The organism is Pseudomonas sp. 9AZ (genome assembly GCF_902506525.1).
Lineage (GTDB): Bacteria > Pseudomonadota > Gammaproteobacteria > Pseudomonadales > Pseudomonadaceae > Aquipseudomonas > Aquipseudomonas peli.
Genome location: NZ_LR733840.1, coordinates 3,874,760 through 3,890,537 on the forward strand (window position 1 = coordinate 3,874,760; position 15,778 = coordinate 3,890,537).

14 protein-coding genes are annotated in these 15,778 nt (G+C 60.4%); 6 read left to right on the plus strand and 8 right to left on the minus strand.

Going from position 1 to position 15,778, the window contains the following annotated elements; genetic code table 11:
• Positions 1-63 precede the first annotated feature (63 nt).
• The 5 genes from ALTER154_RS18020 to ALTER154_RS18040 all read left to right on the plus strand — a co-directional run bounded on the left by ALTER154_RS18020 (position 64) and on the right by ALTER154_RS18040 (position 3,714).
• Positions 64-1,578 (plus strand): RNA polymerase factor sigma-54, encoded by a 1,515-nt coding sequence (locus tag ALTER154_RS18020; protein WP_160089126.1) that lies wholly within the window; start codon positions 64-66, stop codon positions 1,576-1,578.
• A gap of 193 nt (positions 1,579-1,771) precedes the next feature.
• Positions 1,772-2,080: a ribosome hibernation-promoting factor, HPF/YfiA family gene (hpf, locus tag ALTER154_RS18025; RefSeq protein ID WP_090255510.1), complete on the plus strand. Its 309-nt coding sequence runs from the start codon at positions 1,772-1,774 to the stop codon at positions 2,078-2,080.
• Positions 2,081-2,095: 15 nt separating this feature from the next.
• A complete protein-coding gene (ptsN, locus tag ALTER154_RS18030; RefSeq protein WP_108488228.1) occupies positions 2,096-2,569 on the plus strand; it encodes a PTS IIA-like nitrogen regulatory protein PtsN in 474 nt (157 codons plus the stop codon).
• Positions 2,570-2,571: 2 nt separating this feature from the next.
• Entirely contained in the window at positions 2,572-3,429 is an 858-nt protein-coding gene (rapZ, locus tag ALTER154_RS18035; protein ID WP_090255514.1) for an RNase adapter RapZ, read from the plus strand.
• A gap of 12 nt (positions 3,430-3,441) precedes the next feature.
• Positions 3,442-3,714 (plus strand): HPr family phosphocarrier protein, encoded by a 273-nt coding sequence (locus tag ALTER154_RS18040; protein ID WP_090255517.1) that lies wholly within the window; start codon positions 3,442-3,444, stop codon positions 3,712-3,714.
• 67 nt (positions 3,715-3,781) lie between these two features.
• Here the strand turns inward: ALTER154_RS18040 and pmbA are convergent, their stop codons facing one another.
• Entirely contained in the window at positions 3,782-5,128 is a 1,347-nt protein-coding gene (gene pmbA, locus ALTER154_RS18045) for a metalloprotease PmbA (RefSeq protein ID WP_160089128.1), read from the minus strand.
• A gap of 103 nt (positions 5,129-5,231) precedes the next feature.
• On the opposite strand from pmbA, the gene yjgA reads away from it, so the two are divergent.
• Entirely contained in the window at positions 5,232-5,753 is a 522-nt protein-coding gene (gene yjgA / locus ALTER154_RS18050) for a ribosome biogenesis factor YjgA (protein WP_160089130.1), read from the plus strand.
• Positions 5,754-5,801: 48 nt separating this feature from the next.
• Here the strand turns inward: yjgA and tldD are convergent, their stop codons facing one another.
• The 7 genes from tldD to mreC form a co-directional block, all read right to left on the minus strand.
• Positions 5,802-7,259: a metalloprotease TldD gene (tldD, locus tag ALTER154_RS18055; RefSeq protein ID WP_160089132.1), complete on the minus strand. Its 1,458-nt coding sequence runs from the start codon at positions 7,257-7,259 to the stop codon at positions 5,802-5,804.
• Positions 7,256-8,125, minus strand: coding sequence for a carbon-nitrogen hydrolase family protein (locus ALTER154_RS18060; protein ID WP_160089134.1), 870 nt, complete (start codon positions 8,123-8,125; stop codon positions 7,256-7,258). Before ALTER154_RS18060 ends, tldD begins: the two co-directional genes overlap by 4 nt.
• 85 nt (positions 8,126-8,210) lie before the next feature.
• A complete protein-coding gene (locus tag ALTER154_RS18065; protein ID WP_160089136.1) occupies positions 8,211-12,044 on the minus strand; it encodes a YhdP family protein in 3,834 nt (1,277 codons plus the stop codon).
• 31 nt (positions 12,045-12,075) lie between these two features.
• Positions 12,076-13,533 (minus strand): ribonuclease G, encoded by a 1,458-nt coding sequence (gene rng, locus ALTER154_RS18070; protein WP_160089138.1) that lies wholly within the window; start codon positions 13,531-13,533, stop codon positions 12,076-12,078.
• A 61-nt stretch (positions 13,534-13,594) separates the two neighbouring features.
• The gene (locus ALTER154_RS18075) at positions 13,595-14,224 is read right to left on the minus strand and encodes a nucleoside triphosphate pyrophosphatase (RefSeq protein ID WP_160089140.1); all 630 of its coding nucleotides are present in this window, start codon (positions 14,222-14,224) and stop codon (positions 13,595-13,597) included.
• A 45-nt stretch (positions 14,225-14,269) separates the two neighbouring features.
• Positions 14,270-14,755, minus strand: a complete 486-nt coding sequence (gene mreD, locus ALTER154_RS18080; RefSeq protein WP_090255532.1) for a rod shape-determining protein MreD — start codon at positions 14,753-14,755, stop codon at positions 14,270-14,272.
• The gene (mreC, locus tag ALTER154_RS18085) at positions 14,755-15,678 is read right to left on the minus strand and encodes a rod shape-determining protein MreC (RefSeq protein WP_372239933.1); all 924 of its coding nucleotides are present in this window, start codon (positions 15,676-15,678) and stop codon (positions 14,755-14,757) included. The genes mreD and mreC overlap by 1 nt, the downstream gene beginning before the upstream one ends.
• Positions 15,679-15,778: the final 100 nt, after the last annotated feature.

Here is a 15,778-nt window from a genome sequence, read left to right on the forward strand (position 1 = left end):
GTGGCGCTTTTTGAAAACGCCCTGTTGTGGATTGCGCACAGACGCCGGTAAATAAGGTCTGCAATGAAACCATCGCTAGTCCTGAGAATGGGCCAGCAGCTGACGATGACACCGCAGCTGCAACAGGCCATCCGCCTGCTCCAACTGTCTACCCTGGATCTTCAGCAAGAGATCCAGGAGGCTTTGGAGTCCAACCCGATGCTCGAACGCCAGGAAGATGGCGATGATTTCGACAATTCGGACCCTATGGCTGATGGCGCAGAAAGCGCCAGCCCCAGCGAACAGCCCGAAGCGCCCTATCAGGAAACCAACTACCAGGAAGCCACGCAGACCGTGGACAACCTGGAAGAAGGCGATTGGGGCGAACGCATTCCCAATGAGCTGCCCGTCGATACCGCCTGGGAAGATATCTACCAGACCAGCGCCAGCAGTCTGCCCAGCAGCACCAACGATGACGACGAGTGGGATTTCACTACCCGCACCTCCAGCGGTGAGAGCCTGCAAAGCCACCTGCTCTGGCAGCTCAACCTGGCCCCGATGTCCGACAAGGATCGCCTGATCGGCGTCACCCTGATCGACTGCATCAACGAACAGGGCTACCTAGAAGAAACCCTGGAAGAGGTGGTCGAAGCTTTCGACCCGGAACTGGATATCGAGCTCGACGAAGTTGAAGCCGTTTTACACCGCATCCAGCAATTCGAGCCCACCGGTATCGCCGCGCGCAACTTGGGTGAGTGCCTGCTTCTGCAACTGCGTCAGCTGCCAGCGAAAACCCCTTGGCTGAGCGAAGCCCAGCGCCTGGCCAGCGACTACCTCGACCTGCTCGGCAGCCGCGACTACAGCCAGTTGATGCGCCGCATGAAGCTCAAAGAAGACGAGCTGCGCCAGGTTATCGACCTAATTCAAAGCCTCAACCCGCGCCCTGGCTCGCAGATCGAATCCAGCGAGCCAGAATACGTGGTACCCGATGTAATCGTGCGCAAACACAACGAGCGCTGGCTGGTTGAACTCAACCAGGAAGCCATGCCGCGCCTGCGGGTCAACGCGCAATACGCCGGCTTTGTGAAACGCGCCGATTCCAGCGCCGACAACACCTTTATGCGTAACCAGCTGCAGGAAGCGCGCTGGTTTATCAAAAGCCTGCAAAGCCGCAACGAAACCTTGATGAAAGTGGCCACGCAGATCGTTGAACACCAGCGCGGCTTCCTCGACTACGGCGATGAGGCGATGAAACCTTTGGTGCTGCACGACATTGCCGAAGCGGTGGGCATGCATGAGTCGACCATCTCGCGGGTGACCACGCAGAAATTCATGCACACCCCGCGTGGCATTTACGAGCTGAAATACTTCTTTTCCAGCCACGTCAGCACCTCCGAGGGCGGCGAATGCTCGTCCACGGCAATCCGCGCCATCATCAAAAAACTGGTCGCCGCTGAAAATGCGAAAAAGCCGTTGAGTGACAGCAAGATCGCTGGTTTACTGGAAGCACAGGGCATTCAAGTCGCTCGCCGCACGGTCGCCAAGTACCGTGAATCCCTCGGAATAGCGCCTTCCAGTGAGCGCAAACGATTGATCTAAGGCGGCACGAAGAAGGAAGACATCAACCCACACAGAACATGCCCAGGCCTCGCCTTTTCGCAAAAGCAGCCATACTGCCAACATGCAATCAGCGACCGTGCCAGGCTCGTTCTGCCCGAGTCTTCCACGCCACAGTGTTCCGGCGGCAGGCCTCATGCCTGCCTCTTACACACGGCAACAAGGAGAAAGCGGTATGCAAGTCAACATCAGTGGACACCAGCTGGATGTGACCGACGCCCTACGCGACTACATCGCCGAAAAACTCGGCCGATTGGAGCGCCACTTCGACAAGATCACCAATGTACAAGTCACCATGGAGGTCGAGAAACTCAAACAGAAAATCGAAGCGACCCTGCACATTGCTGGCGGCGAAGTTGTCGCCAATGCTGAACATGAAGACATGTACGCAGCTATCGATCTACTGACTGATAAACTCGACCGACAACTCATCAAACACAAGGAAAAACAGCTCGAACGTCAACAGGGCGCTATGGCCCGCTGACATCGTCTATCTCCTATGATCCGACTTGAAACTATCCTGACCCCCGGCCGTTCTTTAGTGAACGTGCCGGGCGGCAGCAAAAAACGTGTCCTCGAACAGATTGCCAACCTGGTGGCCCGTGAGCTACCTGACCTGGACGGCCAAGACATCTTCGAAAGCCTGATAGCCCGGGAAAAACTTGGCTCGACCGGTTTCGGCAATGGCATTGCCATTCCGCACTGTCGCCTGCCGGGTTGTACCGCGCCGATCAGCGCCTTGCTGCGCCTGGACGCTGCTGTAGACTTCGACGCCATCGACGGTGCGCCTGTGGACCTGCTGTTTGTCCTGCTGGTGCCCGAAGCTGCCACCGACGCTCACCTGGAACTGCTCCGGCAGATAGCCAGCATGCTCGATCGCAGCGATGTGCGTGCCAGCCTGCGCCAAGCGGAAAGCAGCGAAGCCCTGTATCAGGTGGTAGTGGACGTACAAAGCCAACTCAACCGAGCCTGAGCATGCGCCTGATCATCGTTAGCGGTCGCTCCGGCTCTGGGAAGAGCACCGCCCTCGATGTGCTTGAGGACAACGGTTTCTACTGTATCGACAACCTGCCAGCCGGGCTGCTGCCTGAACTGGCTGAGCGCGCCCTGCTGCACACCGAACTGCTGCATCCGCAGGTCGCGGTGTCGATTGATGCGCGCAACCTGCCGAGCCACCTAAAGCGCTTTCCCGAGCTGCTTGAAGAAGTTCGCGCACGGCACATCAAGTGCGATGTGATCTACCTGGATGCCGACGAAGAAACCCTGCTCAAGCGCTTCTCGGAAACCCGTCGGCGCCACCCGCTGACCAACGAGAGTCGCTCGCTGGCTGAAGCCATCGCCGATGAAGCGCTGCTACTAGGGCCGATCATCGACCTGGCCGACCTTAAGATCGACACCACCCACCTCAATCTGTACCAGCTGCGCGACAGCCTCAAGCTGCGCCTGCTTAATCAGCCTGAGCCGGGTACTGCATTTCTGCTGGAGTCCTTTGGTTTCAAGCGCGGCATGCCGGTGGACGCCGACCTGGTCTTCGATGTGCGCTGCCTGCCCAACCCCTATTGGAAGCCGGACTTGCGCGACTTCTCCGGCCTCGACCAGCCGGTAGTCGACTACCTCTCGGCCCAGGCCGATGTCGAAGACATGTACCAGGACATCCTCGCCTACCTGACCAAATGGCTGCCGCGCTTTGCCGCCAGCAACCGCGCCTATGTCACGGTGGCGATTGGCTGCACCGGCGGCCACCACCGCTCGGTGTACCTGGCCAACCGCCTGGGGGAAACCCTCAAACCCATCCTGAAAAACGTTCAGACTCGCCACCGCGACCTCAGCTAAGGAATTGCCGCGATGCCCGCCTGCGAAATCACAATTATCAACAAGCTTGGCCTGCACGCCCGTGCGGCGGCCAAGTTTGTCGGCGTCGCTGGGCGTTTTCCCTGCCAGGTTAAGGTAGGCCGCACGCCGGAGAGTCTGGTCGACGGCAAGAGCATCATGGCAGTAATGATGCTCGCAGCCGGCAAAGGCACACCGGTGCACCTGCACACCGAAGGCGAGCAGGATAGCGAGGCGCTGCAGGCCCTGAGCGAGCTGATCAACAACTACTTCGACGAAGGCGAATAGCTGATTGTGAGGCAGTAAAAAGGGGCTGAACGCTTACGCGACAGCCCCTTTTTTCATGCAAGCGGAATCAACTACCCGCCACGGTCATCCGCTCGATCAGCACCGAACCTGTGCGAATATTGCTGCGCAGTTCCAGATCATTACCGACTGCAACAATCTGCTTGAACATGTCGCGCAGGTTGCCGGCAATCGTGACTTCCTGCACCGGGAACTGGATTTCGCCATTCTCAACCCAGTAGCCACCGGCACCGCGCGAATAATCACCGGTGACCATATTCAGGCCCTGGCCCATTAGCTCGGTAACCAGCAAACCACGCCCCATGCGCTTGAGCAGCGCCTTCTGGTCTTCATCGCCATGGCTGACAAACAGATTATGCACCCCACCGGAGTTGGCAGTGCTGGGCATACCCAGCTTGCGTCCGGAGTAGGTGCCGAGCACATAGGACAGCAGCTCGCCGCGCTCGACAAAAGATTTTGCATAGGTCGCCAGACCGTCGCCATCGAAGGCAGCGCTGCCCAGCGCACGAGGAATATGTGGGCGCTCATCCAGCGTCAACCATGTAGGGAATAACTGCTGGCCGAGTGTCCCTTCAAGAAACGACGACTTGCGGTACAAATTGCCGCCGGAAATAGCCGCGAGAAAACTGCCAAACAGGCCACCCGCTAATTCTGCAGCGAACAGCACTGGCACTTCGCAGGTCGGCACCGGCCGCGCACCCAACCGACTTACTGCACGCTCGGCGGCACGACGGCCAATGCTGCTGGCATCGGCCAGCAACTCACCCTGGCGATTAACGTCGTACCAATAGTCGCGCTGCATCTGCCCGCCGTCTTCGGCGATCATCACGCAGCTCAAGCTGTGCCGCGTGCTGGCGTAACCGCTGATAAAGCCATGGCTGTTGCCATAAACCCGGCAGCCTTGATGGGTATTCAGCGTGGTGCCGTCGGCGTTCTTGATCCGCTGATCGGCAGCAAAAGCCGCAGCCTCACAGCTCAAGGCCTGCTCGATGGCCTGCTCAGGCGTGATCGACCAGGCGTGGTACAAATCCAGCTGGGGCAGCTCGCGGGCCATCAGTGCAGCATCGGCCAAGCCGGCGCATTCGTCTTCAGAGGCATGTTTGGCAATCGCCAGGGCGGCCGCGACCGTTTCACGGATCGCCGCCTCACCACTTGCAGAGGTGCTGGCAGAGCCCTTGCGCTGCCCCACATACAACGTGATGCCAAAACCTTGGTCGCGGTTGAACTCGACTGTTTCCACATCACCCTGACGCACCGTGGTGGACAAGCCCTGCTCCACCGAGACGGCAACCTCGCAGGCACTCGCGCCCTGCTTTTTAGCCTCGGCAATAATCTGCTCCACCTGCGCCTGTAAATGCGGCACAGCCTGCGGGCCGACGATGTCTACTGCACTCATAAGAACTCCTGAACGATAAGCGGCAAGCGCGGCCACACAGGCCAGACGCTTACAGCTGGAAACTTGCTGCTATCATGTCGGCGTTTTCCACTGGACCGCCACCATGTCTGAATACCTTGACGACGACTTCTCCGGCGAGAAGAGCAAAACCCAGATCAAGCGCGAGTTTCATGCGTTGCAGGATCTGGGGCAACGCCTGACTACCCTGAAACTTGATCTGCTAAACAAGCTGCCGCTGACCGACGAGCTGCGCCGCGCGCTGGCCGAAGCGCCCAAACACACCGCCAATGCCGCGAAGAAGCGCCATGTGCAGTTTATTGGCCGCTTGATGCGCGACCAGGACATCCCAGCCATCCTGACCCTGCTCGACCAGCTGGATGCCTCAACCCGCCAGTACAACGAACGTTTTCATAACCTGGAACGCTGGCGTGACCGCCTGCTCAACGGCGACGACGACACCCTGGAAAAATTTGTCGTCGAATACCCCGACGCCGACCGCCAGCACCTGCGCCAGCTGATCCGTCAGGGCCAGCACGAACTGGCGCAGAACAAAGCGCCTGCCGCGTCCCGCAAAATCTTCAAATACATCCGCGAGCTGGACGAAACCCAGCGCGGCTTGCGCTAAACCAGCACATCGATTGGGCTGCGCAACGCTCAACCCAATCGACGATTTTTAGCTGCCCGTACCGCCCACCGTAATCGCATCAATCTTCAGCGTCGGCTGGCCCACGCCAACCGGCACCGATTGGCCGTCCTTGCCGCAGGTGCCAACGCCGCTGTCCAGCGCTAGGTCGTTACCAACCATCGACACCTTGCTCATGGCTTCCGGGCCATTGCCGATCAGGGTGGCGCCTTTAACCGGGGCGGTGATCTTACCGTCTTCGATCAGGTAAGCCTCGCTGGTGGAGAACACGAACTTGCCGCTGGTGATATCCACCTGGCCGCCGCCGAGGTTGGCGCAGTAGATGCCCTTCTTCACCGAACGGATGATTTCTTCCGGGTCGCTTTCGCCGGCCAGCATGTACGTGTTGGTCATGCGTGGCATAGGCAGGTGCGCGTAGGACTCACGACGACCGTTACCGGTGCAGGCCACGCCCATCAGGCGGGCATTCAGCTTGTCCTGCATGTAGCCCTTGAGCACGCCGTTCTCGATCAGCGTGGTGCACTGGGTCTGGGTGCCTTCATCGTCCATGCTCAGGGAACCACGGCGCTCGGCCAGGGTGCCATCGTCGACGATGGTGCACAGGCTGGACGCCACCTGCTCGCCCATGCGGCCGCTGTAGGCCGAACTGCCTTTACGGTTGAAGTCGCCCTCCAGGCCATGACCGACGGCCTCGTGCAGCAGCACGCCAGACCAACCGGCGCCCATCACTACGGGCATCGTGCCTGCTGGGGCTGGAATCGCTTCCAGATTGACCAGCGCTTGACGCAGCGCCTCACGGGCATAGCCCATGGCGCGCTCTTCGTTATTGCTGGTCTGTTCGAGGAAGTAGCGGTAATCGGTACGCCCGCCGCCGCCTTGGCTGCCGCGCTCGCGACGACCGTTCTGCTCGACGATCACGCTGACATTGAAGCGCACCAGCGGGCGGATGTCCGCGCCCAGGCTGCCGTCATTCGCCGCCACCAGAACGCGATCCCACACCCCGGCCAAGCTGACCGAGACCTGCTTGATGCGGGGGTCAAGGGCGCGGGTGGCAACGTCGATGCGCTTGAGCAGCTCGACCTTTTCCGCCCGTCCCAGCACATCCAGCGGGTTGTCCTGGGCATACAGCGGTTTGACCAGCGGGCTGCTGAACGCTTGCACGCGACCGTTCTGCCCGGCACGAGCAATCGAACGGGCAGCTCGCGCAGCCTGACTCAGGGCATCGGCTGTGATCGCATTGCTGTAGGCAAAACCAGTTTTCTCACCTGACTGAGCGCGTACACCGACACCCTGATCGAGGTTGAAACTGCCTTCCTTGACGATGCCGTCTTCCAGCGCCCAGGTTTCTGAGACCTGGCTCTGGAAGTACAGGTCGGCCGCATCGATTCCCGGCCCGGCCAAGTCAGCCAGGACCGCAGGCAGGTGCTCAATGGTCAAGCCGCCCGGCCCCAGCAGATGTTCACTGACGGATACCAACATACTGTTCATTGCTCAATCTCGTTGATGACTGTTGCACCTGGCAGCCGTGGTTCGGCTGCCGCAAAAAATCGTTTATGCCGCGCCACCGGCATGCGCTGGCGGATCGCCGCCTGCTCGGCTGCATCTCGTTCGGCCAGCAGTACACCCGGCCCCTGCGGCAGCTCGGCGAGCACGCGCCCCCAGGGATCGACCAGTGCTGAATGACCAAAGGTTTCGCGCCCGCCAGGATGGATGCCGCCCTGTCCAGCCGCCAGCACATAACACTGGGTTTCGATGGCCCGCGCGCGGGTGAGTATCTGCCAATGTGCTGCTCCGGTAACCGCAGTAAAGGCCGCAGGCGCGCAGATCAGCTCTGCACCGGCTGCGCGCAGGGCACTGTACAACTCGGGAAAGCGCAGGTCATAGCAAACGGTCATACCCAAGCGCCCGACCGGAGTATCGGCAACGACGACCTGAGCGCCGAAGGCGTAATCATCCGACTCGCGGTAACGGCCATGGCTGTCGCTGACATCCACATCAAACAGGTGCAGCTTGTCATAACGGGCCACGCGTTGGCCGGCATTATCGATCAGCAGGGAGCAGGCATGCGCCTTGGCGTCGGGCTGGCCATCCGGCGGTAAGGGCAAGGTACCGGCGACTATCCACAAGCCCAGGTCGCGGGCGGCCTGTTGCAGCCAGGGCAGAATCGGCCCCTCACCCAGCGCTTCGGCACGCCCCAGCACGGCTTGGTCACGCCGGCCCATGGCGGCAAAATTTTCCGGTAACACCGCAAGCCGTGCACCTTGCGCAGCGGCCTGTTCGAGCAACTGCCGAGCCTGCGCCAGATTGGCCAGGACATCGGCCTGGCTGACCATTTGAATGACTGCGAAGGTCATGACTGCCTTTATCTCAATGTCGGTATGGCTTCAGCTTACAAGCCATACCTGCAGACTGCACGGCTGCATATCAGCCATGCACGGTTTACTGAGGTTTTTCGAAGGGTTTGTCGAAGCTGATGTCCGGATTCTGCCAAGCACCCTTGACGTCGTACTGCACACTGGCAAAGCGCGCCACGCGGTCACCCAGCAGCTTATCGGCGATAAACAGCGCACCACCGATGGCAGGCGCACCGACTATCAGCGCAGCCAGTGGCAGGTTGTTGGTCACCGGCAAGGTCACCAACAACTTGGCATCGATACGGTCATTGGCCATATCCAGGGTGCCATTTAGCTCCAGATTACTCGATGGGCCTTCAAGGGTGATCGGCTCACGGGTTACGAATACACCGTTATCGGCCACCAGCAATCCCTTAACTCGGTCATAGCTCAGGCCCTTGCCAAGCAGGTCGGAGAAATCCAGGCGCAGGCGTCGACCGATCGAGTTGAAATTCAACAGGCCGAAAACCCGCAACGCCGAAGCCGGCCCCTCCACCTCGGAGAACTGGCCTTTGCGCAGCGAAGCATCCAGCGTACCGCTGAAACGCTTCAAGCCGAACCAGGCCGGCGAGCCGGGCCAATCACCCTCGACATCCATATGAAAGTCGCGGCTGCTGGCGGTCGGTGCAAAGCCCCAGGCGATCAGCACATCGGCCAGATCGGCACCTTCCATGCGCCCCTTGTAGCTCGTGCGCACACCATTTGCGGCGTTTAGCCAGGTGGCGCGGCCGCCAATCTTCAGGCCTTTGAGGTTGAGGTCCAACTCGTTGAAATGCACACCGGCACTGACCGGGCGCGCTTTGAGCGACCAGCTGCCCAGCGGTTCGATGCCTTGATAGACCTCGGCGATGCGCACGTCCAGCGCTGGGAAACGGCTCGGATCGAAACTGGCCAGCGGATCGGGCGCATCGACTACCGGCTCGCCGGCGATTTTCTTCTCTGCCGCTGGTAAGCGCAGATAGTCGAGTGTCAAAGCAATCGGCAGCTCATGGGCATCCGGCAAGCCGACCTGGCCTTTGAGCTGCGGGCTGTCGAGGCTGACTGCCCAGGTGGCTGCCTCACGCTGAACCGCGACCTCCAGCGTATCGAGGCTGATACCAAAGCCGCTGAAACGCCCAATACGCAGCTGCGCATCCTTGAACAGTCGCTGTGCATCACCGATCGGCACGCTGGCATAGGGCTGCAACACCGCCTGCCAGGCCGACCAATCCAGCTCTGTCACGCGCCCACGCACGCGCAAGCCTTGGCTGGTAGGCAGGCTGGCTGGACCGTCGGCCAAGCGAATCTCACCACGCCCCTGATTGAACTGACCTGGGCCAGCAGCGAAGGTCAGGCTCAGTAAATCGGCGTAATCCAACCAGTAGCGCTGCTCACGACCGCCCAGGCTCATACGCCACTGCGTCGCCCGCGCCTCGGCAGCGGCCTTGCCGAACGGTGCAGGCAAGGCCACCGTCGCGCCTTTGAGGGATGAACTCACGCGCAGTTGACTGTCGGCCCCCTCGAGAATCAGGTTGAGGCGATACGGCAGCGTACCGCTGATGGGCAGCGGCTGGGTCACCCCCAGCCAAGTGCTCAGTTCTTTGACGGCAATCTCCCCGCTGGCCTCTATACGGCTGCGTGCTTTACCTCGTGCGCCTTCGGCCAATGCTTTGCCGCGCACTGCATGACCCAGCACTTGGGCACGAATATCCGGGGCGCTCAGGCCACTGGCGGTGTTGTAACGGAACGCGCCTTGCAACTGACTGAATTGCAGCGGCGGATTGGGCAAGCTGAGTTGTGCGCTTTCAGTAGCGAAATCCACCACCACTGCCGGAGCTAAGCCCTTGCGCAGCGGCAGATCAAGCTTGAGCTTGCCGGCCAGCGCACCTGCACCCGCCCATCCCGCAAACGTTTCAGCAGTGCCTATCGGCGCCTGTTGCAGGATATGCAGGGCATCCTCAACGTTGCTGCTCAGCTCACTGGTCAGCAACAGACGCGGCGGCTGGCCCGGCAATGCCGTCGCAATCAATGCCTGAGCATCGCTCACCTGGCTATCGAGAATGCGCCCTTCGGCCAACTCAACGCGTACGCCGGTGTCCTCGATCAAGACACGACCACGGCCTTCACGCAGGGCTGGCCAGCCGGGCTGAAAGGCCAACTCGGCATCATGCACAGCAAAGAACAGGCTGATGCTGCGCGCAGCATTTTCTGCACCTTTGTTCAGCGAACCCTGGTATTGGAAATAGCCTTCATCCACCGCGCCACCCCGGATGGCACTTTTCAACCAAGCATCCAAGTCAGCACTCATGCCCGGCGCACGGCTTGGCAGGTATTTCTCGGTAAAGCGCGCATCGCCGTTGCGCAGCCCGACACGCAGGTCCATGTAATCTTCCTGCGTCGGGTCAACACGCAGGCGGATGAGGAAGTCACCGGCGACCGGCCCCTCCTCACCCTGCACACGCAGGTACGGACTGCGTAAGGTGAAGGCGTGCTCGTCAATCTGCCAGGTCAGCAAGGCGTTGGCTTTCTGGTAGACCCAAGGTTTAGGGAACAGGGTGTCGAGGTGCAGGGAAAAATTTTCGCTGTCCAGGCGTAACTCACCTTGTCCGAGATCACCGCTGATGCTGCCGCTGACATTTTCTGCGGCCGGCGAGCCAAGGTATGCGGCAAAACCGATGCGTTCTAGATTGGCCGAGAACTGCAGGCGTTTGCCATCGATCAACCGCGGCCGGTAGTCGAGTTGAAGATTGCGCAGCGCGCCATGCGGTTTGAGTTGTTCAAGCAGCGCCAGCCCCTTATCCGGCAGTGGTGCAAGCCCTGCCACCAAGGGCTGAAGCGGCGCCAGATCAAGGCGATCAGCACTCAGCAACCATTGTTCCTGTACTTCTGCGCTCTCTGCCTGCTGGGTCAATGCAAGACGGACATCGCCCCAACGCTGTTCACCCCGACTGAACGCCAGATCATCCAGGAGCAACTTGAAGCCTTGCTCGGTGCGGGTGAAATAAGCATTCAGCGCCAGATTATTCAGCGCCACCGACTCGCGTTCGGCGTAGCCGGCCTTGAGTTGTGGCACATGCAGGCGACTGACAGCCCGCTGCACGCCGCCATTGGCCCAGCTCAGCCAGACCTCACCGCCCAGCTGCAACTGCTCAAGCCGCCATTGCGCCAACAGGCTCGTCGGCACCCAGGCCGCCCAATCGCTCTGCGGCAGGCTCAGATACAGCTCGGCTTGGGCGTCTTGCCGGTGCTTGGCGTTTATACGTGTGCGCAACTGCAGGGCAAGCGGCTGGCCATCGGGCAACAGCAGGCGGCCGTCCAGGCGCTGACGCGCGCTGCCGTTACGCAGGGTGAGGTTTACATAGGTCAGGGTTCGTGCCGGCTGATCGAAGGCCTGTATGGTGACTTGGCTGTTGAACAGCGACAGGCGCTTGAGCATCTGCGACTGTGTCAGCACCTGAGCCAGATCGAGCGGCGCGGGTTCATTGCGCTGCGGTAAGCCCTTGAGCGACCAGCTGCCGTCTTCAGCTTGCTGCACGACCAGCTGCACGCCATCCAGCTCAAGCCGGGCAATGCGCAACTGACGCGTCAGCAGGCTAGCCAGCACATCAGGCACTACGCGCACCTGATCCAGCTGCAAGGCGCCTGCACCCTCACCGAGCGCAACATCGTGAGCGGTAAGTACGGGTGAAAAACCCTGCCAGAGGCCTTCCAATTCACCGATCTGCACCGGCATGGCCAAAGCTTGACGGGCCTTGTCTTCGGCTTCCAGACGGTATTCGGCGACCAGCGGCACCAGCTCGCGCCCGAGGCTGACATACAGCGCCGCCAATACCAGCGTCAAAGCGCACAGCCCCAATGCCGTACGCAGCAGCAAGGTAACCCAGCGCGCCAACGCGGCCATTCAGTTCACGCCCAGGCGGTAAACGCGCATATCAGAGCAGCACCACATCGTACTGTTCCTGGGAATACATGGTTTCAACCTGGAACTTGATGGTGCGGCCGATAAAAGCTTCGAGATCGGCGACGTTGCCCGACTCTTCATCGAGCAGGCGGTCGACCACTTTCTGATTGGCCAACACGCGATAACCTTCCGGTTGATAGGCCCGCGCCTCACGCAGAATTTCGCGGAAGATTTCGTAGCAGGTGGTCTCCGCCGTTTTCAGCTTGCCGCGACCCTGACAGGCGCTGCACGGCTCGCAGAGCACCTGTTCAAGGCTCTCTCGGGTGCGCTTGCGGGTCATCTGCACCAGGCCCAGCTCGGTGATGCCGATGATATTGGTCTTGGCATGGTCGCGCTCCAGCTGCTTCTCCAAGGTACGCAGTACCTGGCGCTGGTGCTCTTCATCTTCCATGTCGATGAAGTCGATGATGATGATCCCGCCGATATTGCGCAGGCGCAGCTGGCGAGCAATCGCGGTGGCGGCTTCCAGGTTGGTCTTGAAGATGGTCTCTTCCAGCGTGCGGTGGCCGACGAACGCGCCGGTATTCACATCAATGGTGCTCATTGCCTCGGCTGGATCGATGATCAGGTAACCTCCGGACTTGAGCGGCACCTTGCGCTCCAGGGCCTTCTGGATTTCATCCTCAACGCCATACAGATCGAAGATCGGCCGTTCACCGGGGTAATGCTCAAGGCGGTCAGCGATTTCCGGCATCAACTCATCAACGAACTGAGTGATCTTGCCGAAAGTCTCGCGCGAATCGACGCGAATCTTCTCGATTTTCGGGTTGACCAGATCACGCAGGGTACGCAGTGCAAGGGACAGATCTTCATAGATCACCAGCGGCGTCGGGCCGACCTTCATCTGCGTGGCGATCTGTTCCCACAGGCGGCGTAGGTAACGGATGTCTGCAAGGATCTCATCGGCACCGGCACCATCAGCCGCCGTGCGCAGAATAAAACCACCGGCTTCCTCGATGCCTTCTGCCGCCACGCAATCGGCCACCACCTGTTTTAGGCGCTCGCGCTCGGCTTCGTCTTCAATTTTCAGCGAGATGCCAACGTGGGCGGTGCGCGGCATATAGACCAGGTAGCGCGAGGGAATCGACAGCTGGGTGGTCAGACGCGCGCCCTTACTGCCAATCGGATCCTTGGTCACTTGCACGACCAGGCTCTGGCCTTCATGCACCAGAGCGCTGATGCTTTCCACCGCCGAGCCTTCACGGGTGGAAATTTCCGCCGCGTGAATAAATGCTGCACGTTCGAGGCCGATATCGATAAAAGCCGCTTGCATGCCCGGCAGTACGCGCACCACTTTGCCTTTGTAGATATTGCCGACGATGCCACGTTTCTGCGTGCGCTCTACGTGCACTTCCTGCAGTACGCCGTTTTCCACCACCGCCACGCGCGATTCCATCGGCGTGATATTGATCAGGATCTCTTCACTCATGCGCTCATCTCTTCTGAGATAAAGCTGAAAGCCCAGGGACTGCGCCGATAATGGCGGTCACTCACCCGCGACCCGCAACCTCTTGACTGTGAACTGGCAGCGACTGCCAGCACGGAATAGCAAATTCTGCGAGCAACGCGGCAGTTTCACACAGCGGCAAACCCACCACCGCCGAATAACTGCCCTGCAACTGGCTGACAAACACCGCAGCAAGGCCCTGAATACCGTAACACCCGGCCTTGTCCTGCGGCTCGCCGCTGGCCCAGTAAGCCTCGATTTCGGCTTGGCTCAACGCGCGGAAGGTCACCTGGCTTGTGACCACCCGCGACACCTGGCGTTCGCGGCTGACCAGCGCCACAGCCGTCAGCACCTCATGGGTTCGCCCAGACAGATCATTGAGCGTCGCCAGCGCATCGGCGCGGTCGGTCGGCTTGCCAAGAATTCGTCCATCAAGCACCACTGCCGTATCTGCACCGAGCACCACGGCATCCGCGGTATCCGCGGTATCGGTCAATGCAGCCAGTCCAGCTTGCGCTTTGCTAAGCGCCAGACGCTCTACATAGGCGATTGGTGACTCGTCTGGCAATGCATTTTCATCAATCGGTGCGATTTGCGTGAGGAAGGGCACAGCAATCTGCGTCAACAGCTCGCGGCGACGCGGCGATCCGGAGGCGAGGTAGAGGGTGGCCATGCTGACTTCTCCCTGTCGGATAAACGCAAGGCCCAGCGGCCTTGCTTAATTGACGCCCAAACGCTGATGCAGCCCGCGCAGCAAAGTGCAGACCCAAGGCCAGAGCAGCGCACTGACCAGCGCTGGCAAGACAAAGGTCAAGGTTGGCGGGCGACTGCCGGTTAGCGCGTTCAGCCACAGCTGCACCAGCTGCGCCAAACCGAACACCACCAGCAGTACGGTGCTTTGCTGCCACATGGGGAACATGCGCAGACGCTGATGCAGGGTCAGCACCAGAAAAGTAATCAGAGTCAGGATCAGCGCATTTTGGCCGAGCAAGGTGCCATTCAGCACATCAGCTAACAGGCCAATAACCCAGGCCGTAGTCATGCCCACACGATGCGGCACGGCCAAGACCCAGTAGGTCAGAAACAATGCCAACCAGAGCGGCCGCCCCAGCTCCATGAACTTGGGCATGCTCGACACGCTAAGCAGCAGCGCCACAGCAAGTGTCAGCCAGACCACCCAGATATTGCTTGATCGTGCGGCCATTATTGCGTGGCCTCCGTCGGATTGGCGGGCGCTGCGGGTGCGGGGACCGCAGGTTGTTCGGGTTGCGCCTGCTGCAGAATTTCACGGTCCAGGGCTTCCTGCGCCTGCGCTGACTCAGTGGCGCGCTGCTCCGGCGTACGCGGATCGGTGAAGACCAGCAGCATATAGCGGCTGCGGTTCAGCGTGGCCGTGGGCACTGCACGGACAATCGCAAAAGGCTGACCGGAGTCGTGGATCACTTCGGACACCATGGCCACCGGATAACCGGCTGGGAAGCGCTGGCCAAGGCCAGAGCTGACCAGCAGATCGCCTTCTTTGATATCCGCCGTGTCAGCAACATGGCGCAACTCCAGGCGCTCCGGGTTACCGGTGCCACTGGCGATGGCGCGCAGGCCGTTGCGATTGACCTGCACGGGAATGCTGTGGGTGGTATCGGTCAGCAGCAGTACACGCGAGGTGTAGGGCATGACCTCGACTACCTGACCCATCAGACCGCGGGCATCCAGCACGGGCTGACCCAGTACCACACCATCTTTTTCACCTTTGTCGATCAGGATCCGGTGGGTAAAGGGATTGGGGTCGATACCAATCAGTTCGGTGGCCAGTACATCGTCGTCAACCAGCGCGGCCGAATTGAGCAGCTCGCGCAGGCGCACGTTCTGCTCGGTGAGCGCAGCGAGTTTCTGCAGGCGGCGCTGCATCATCAACTGCTCGGCCTTGAGCTTTTCATTTTCGGCGGCAAGCTCGTTACGCGTGCTCAGCTCCTGCGTCGCGCTTTCCCATACCCGAACGGGCAGCCGACCAACCCAATACACAGGTTCAACAATGAGCCCCAGCTGGGCGCGCAGCGGATGCAGCAGAGTAAAGCGCGCATCGACCACCATCAGCGCAGCCGACAGCACGGTGAACACCAGCAGGCGCACACCCAGCGAAGGACCTTTGGCAAATAGCGGTTTGATGAGCAGCTCCTCACAGCGTCAGGCAGCAAAACAAAAGCTGCAAGCGGGTGATACCCGACTTGCA

Bases quoted from the DNA above. Each gene is read 5' to 3' on its own strand.
- ALTER154_RS18020 (WP_160089126.1), top strand. From the start codon at position 64: ATGAAACCATCGCTAGTCCTGAGAATGGGCCAGCAGCTGACGATGACA.
- hpf (WP_090255510.1), top strand. From the start codon at position 1,772: ATGCAAGTCAACATCAGTGGACACCAGCTGGATGTGACCGACGCCCTA.
- ptsN (WP_108488228.1), top strand. From the start codon at position 2,096: ATGATCCGACTTGAAACTATCCTGACCCCCGGCCGTTCTTTAGTGAAC.
- rapZ (WP_090255514.1), top strand. From the start codon at position 2,572: ATGCGCCTGATCATCGTTAGCGGTCGCTCCGGCTCTGGGAAGAGCACC.
- ALTER154_RS18040 (WP_090255517.1), top strand. From the start codon at position 3,442: ATGCCCGCCTGCGAAATCACAATTATCAACAAGCTTGGCCTGCACGCC.
- pmbA (WP_160089128.1), bottom strand. From the start codon at position 5,128: ATGAGTGCAGTAGACATCGTCGGCCCGCAGGCTGTGCCGCATTTACAG.
- yjgA (WP_160089130.1), top strand. From the start codon at position 5,232: ATGTCTGAATACCTTGACGACGACTTCTCCGGCGAGAAGAGCAAAACC.
- tldD (WP_160089132.1), bottom strand. From the start codon at position 7,259: ATGAACAGTATGTTGGTATCCGTCAGTGAACATCTGCTGGGGCCGGGC.
- ALTER154_RS18060 (WP_160089134.1), bottom strand. From the start codon at position 8,125: ATGACCTTCGCAGTCATTCAAATGGTCAGCCAGGCCGATGTCCTGGCC.
- ALTER154_RS18065 (WP_160089136.1), bottom strand. From the start codon at position 12,044: ATGGCCGCGTTGGCGCGCTGGGTTACCTTGCTGCTGCGTACGGCATTG.
- rng (WP_160089138.1), bottom strand. From the start codon at position 13,533: ATGAGTGAAGAGATCCTGATCAATATCACGCCGATGGAATCGCGCGTG.
- ALTER154_RS18075 (WP_160089140.1), bottom strand. From the start codon at position 14,224: ATGGCCACCCTCTACCTCGCCTCCGGATCGCCGCGTCGCCGCGAGCTG.
- mreD (WP_090255532.1), bottom strand. From the start codon at position 14,755: ATGGCCGCACGATCAAGCAATATCTGGGTGGTCTGGCTGACACTTGCT.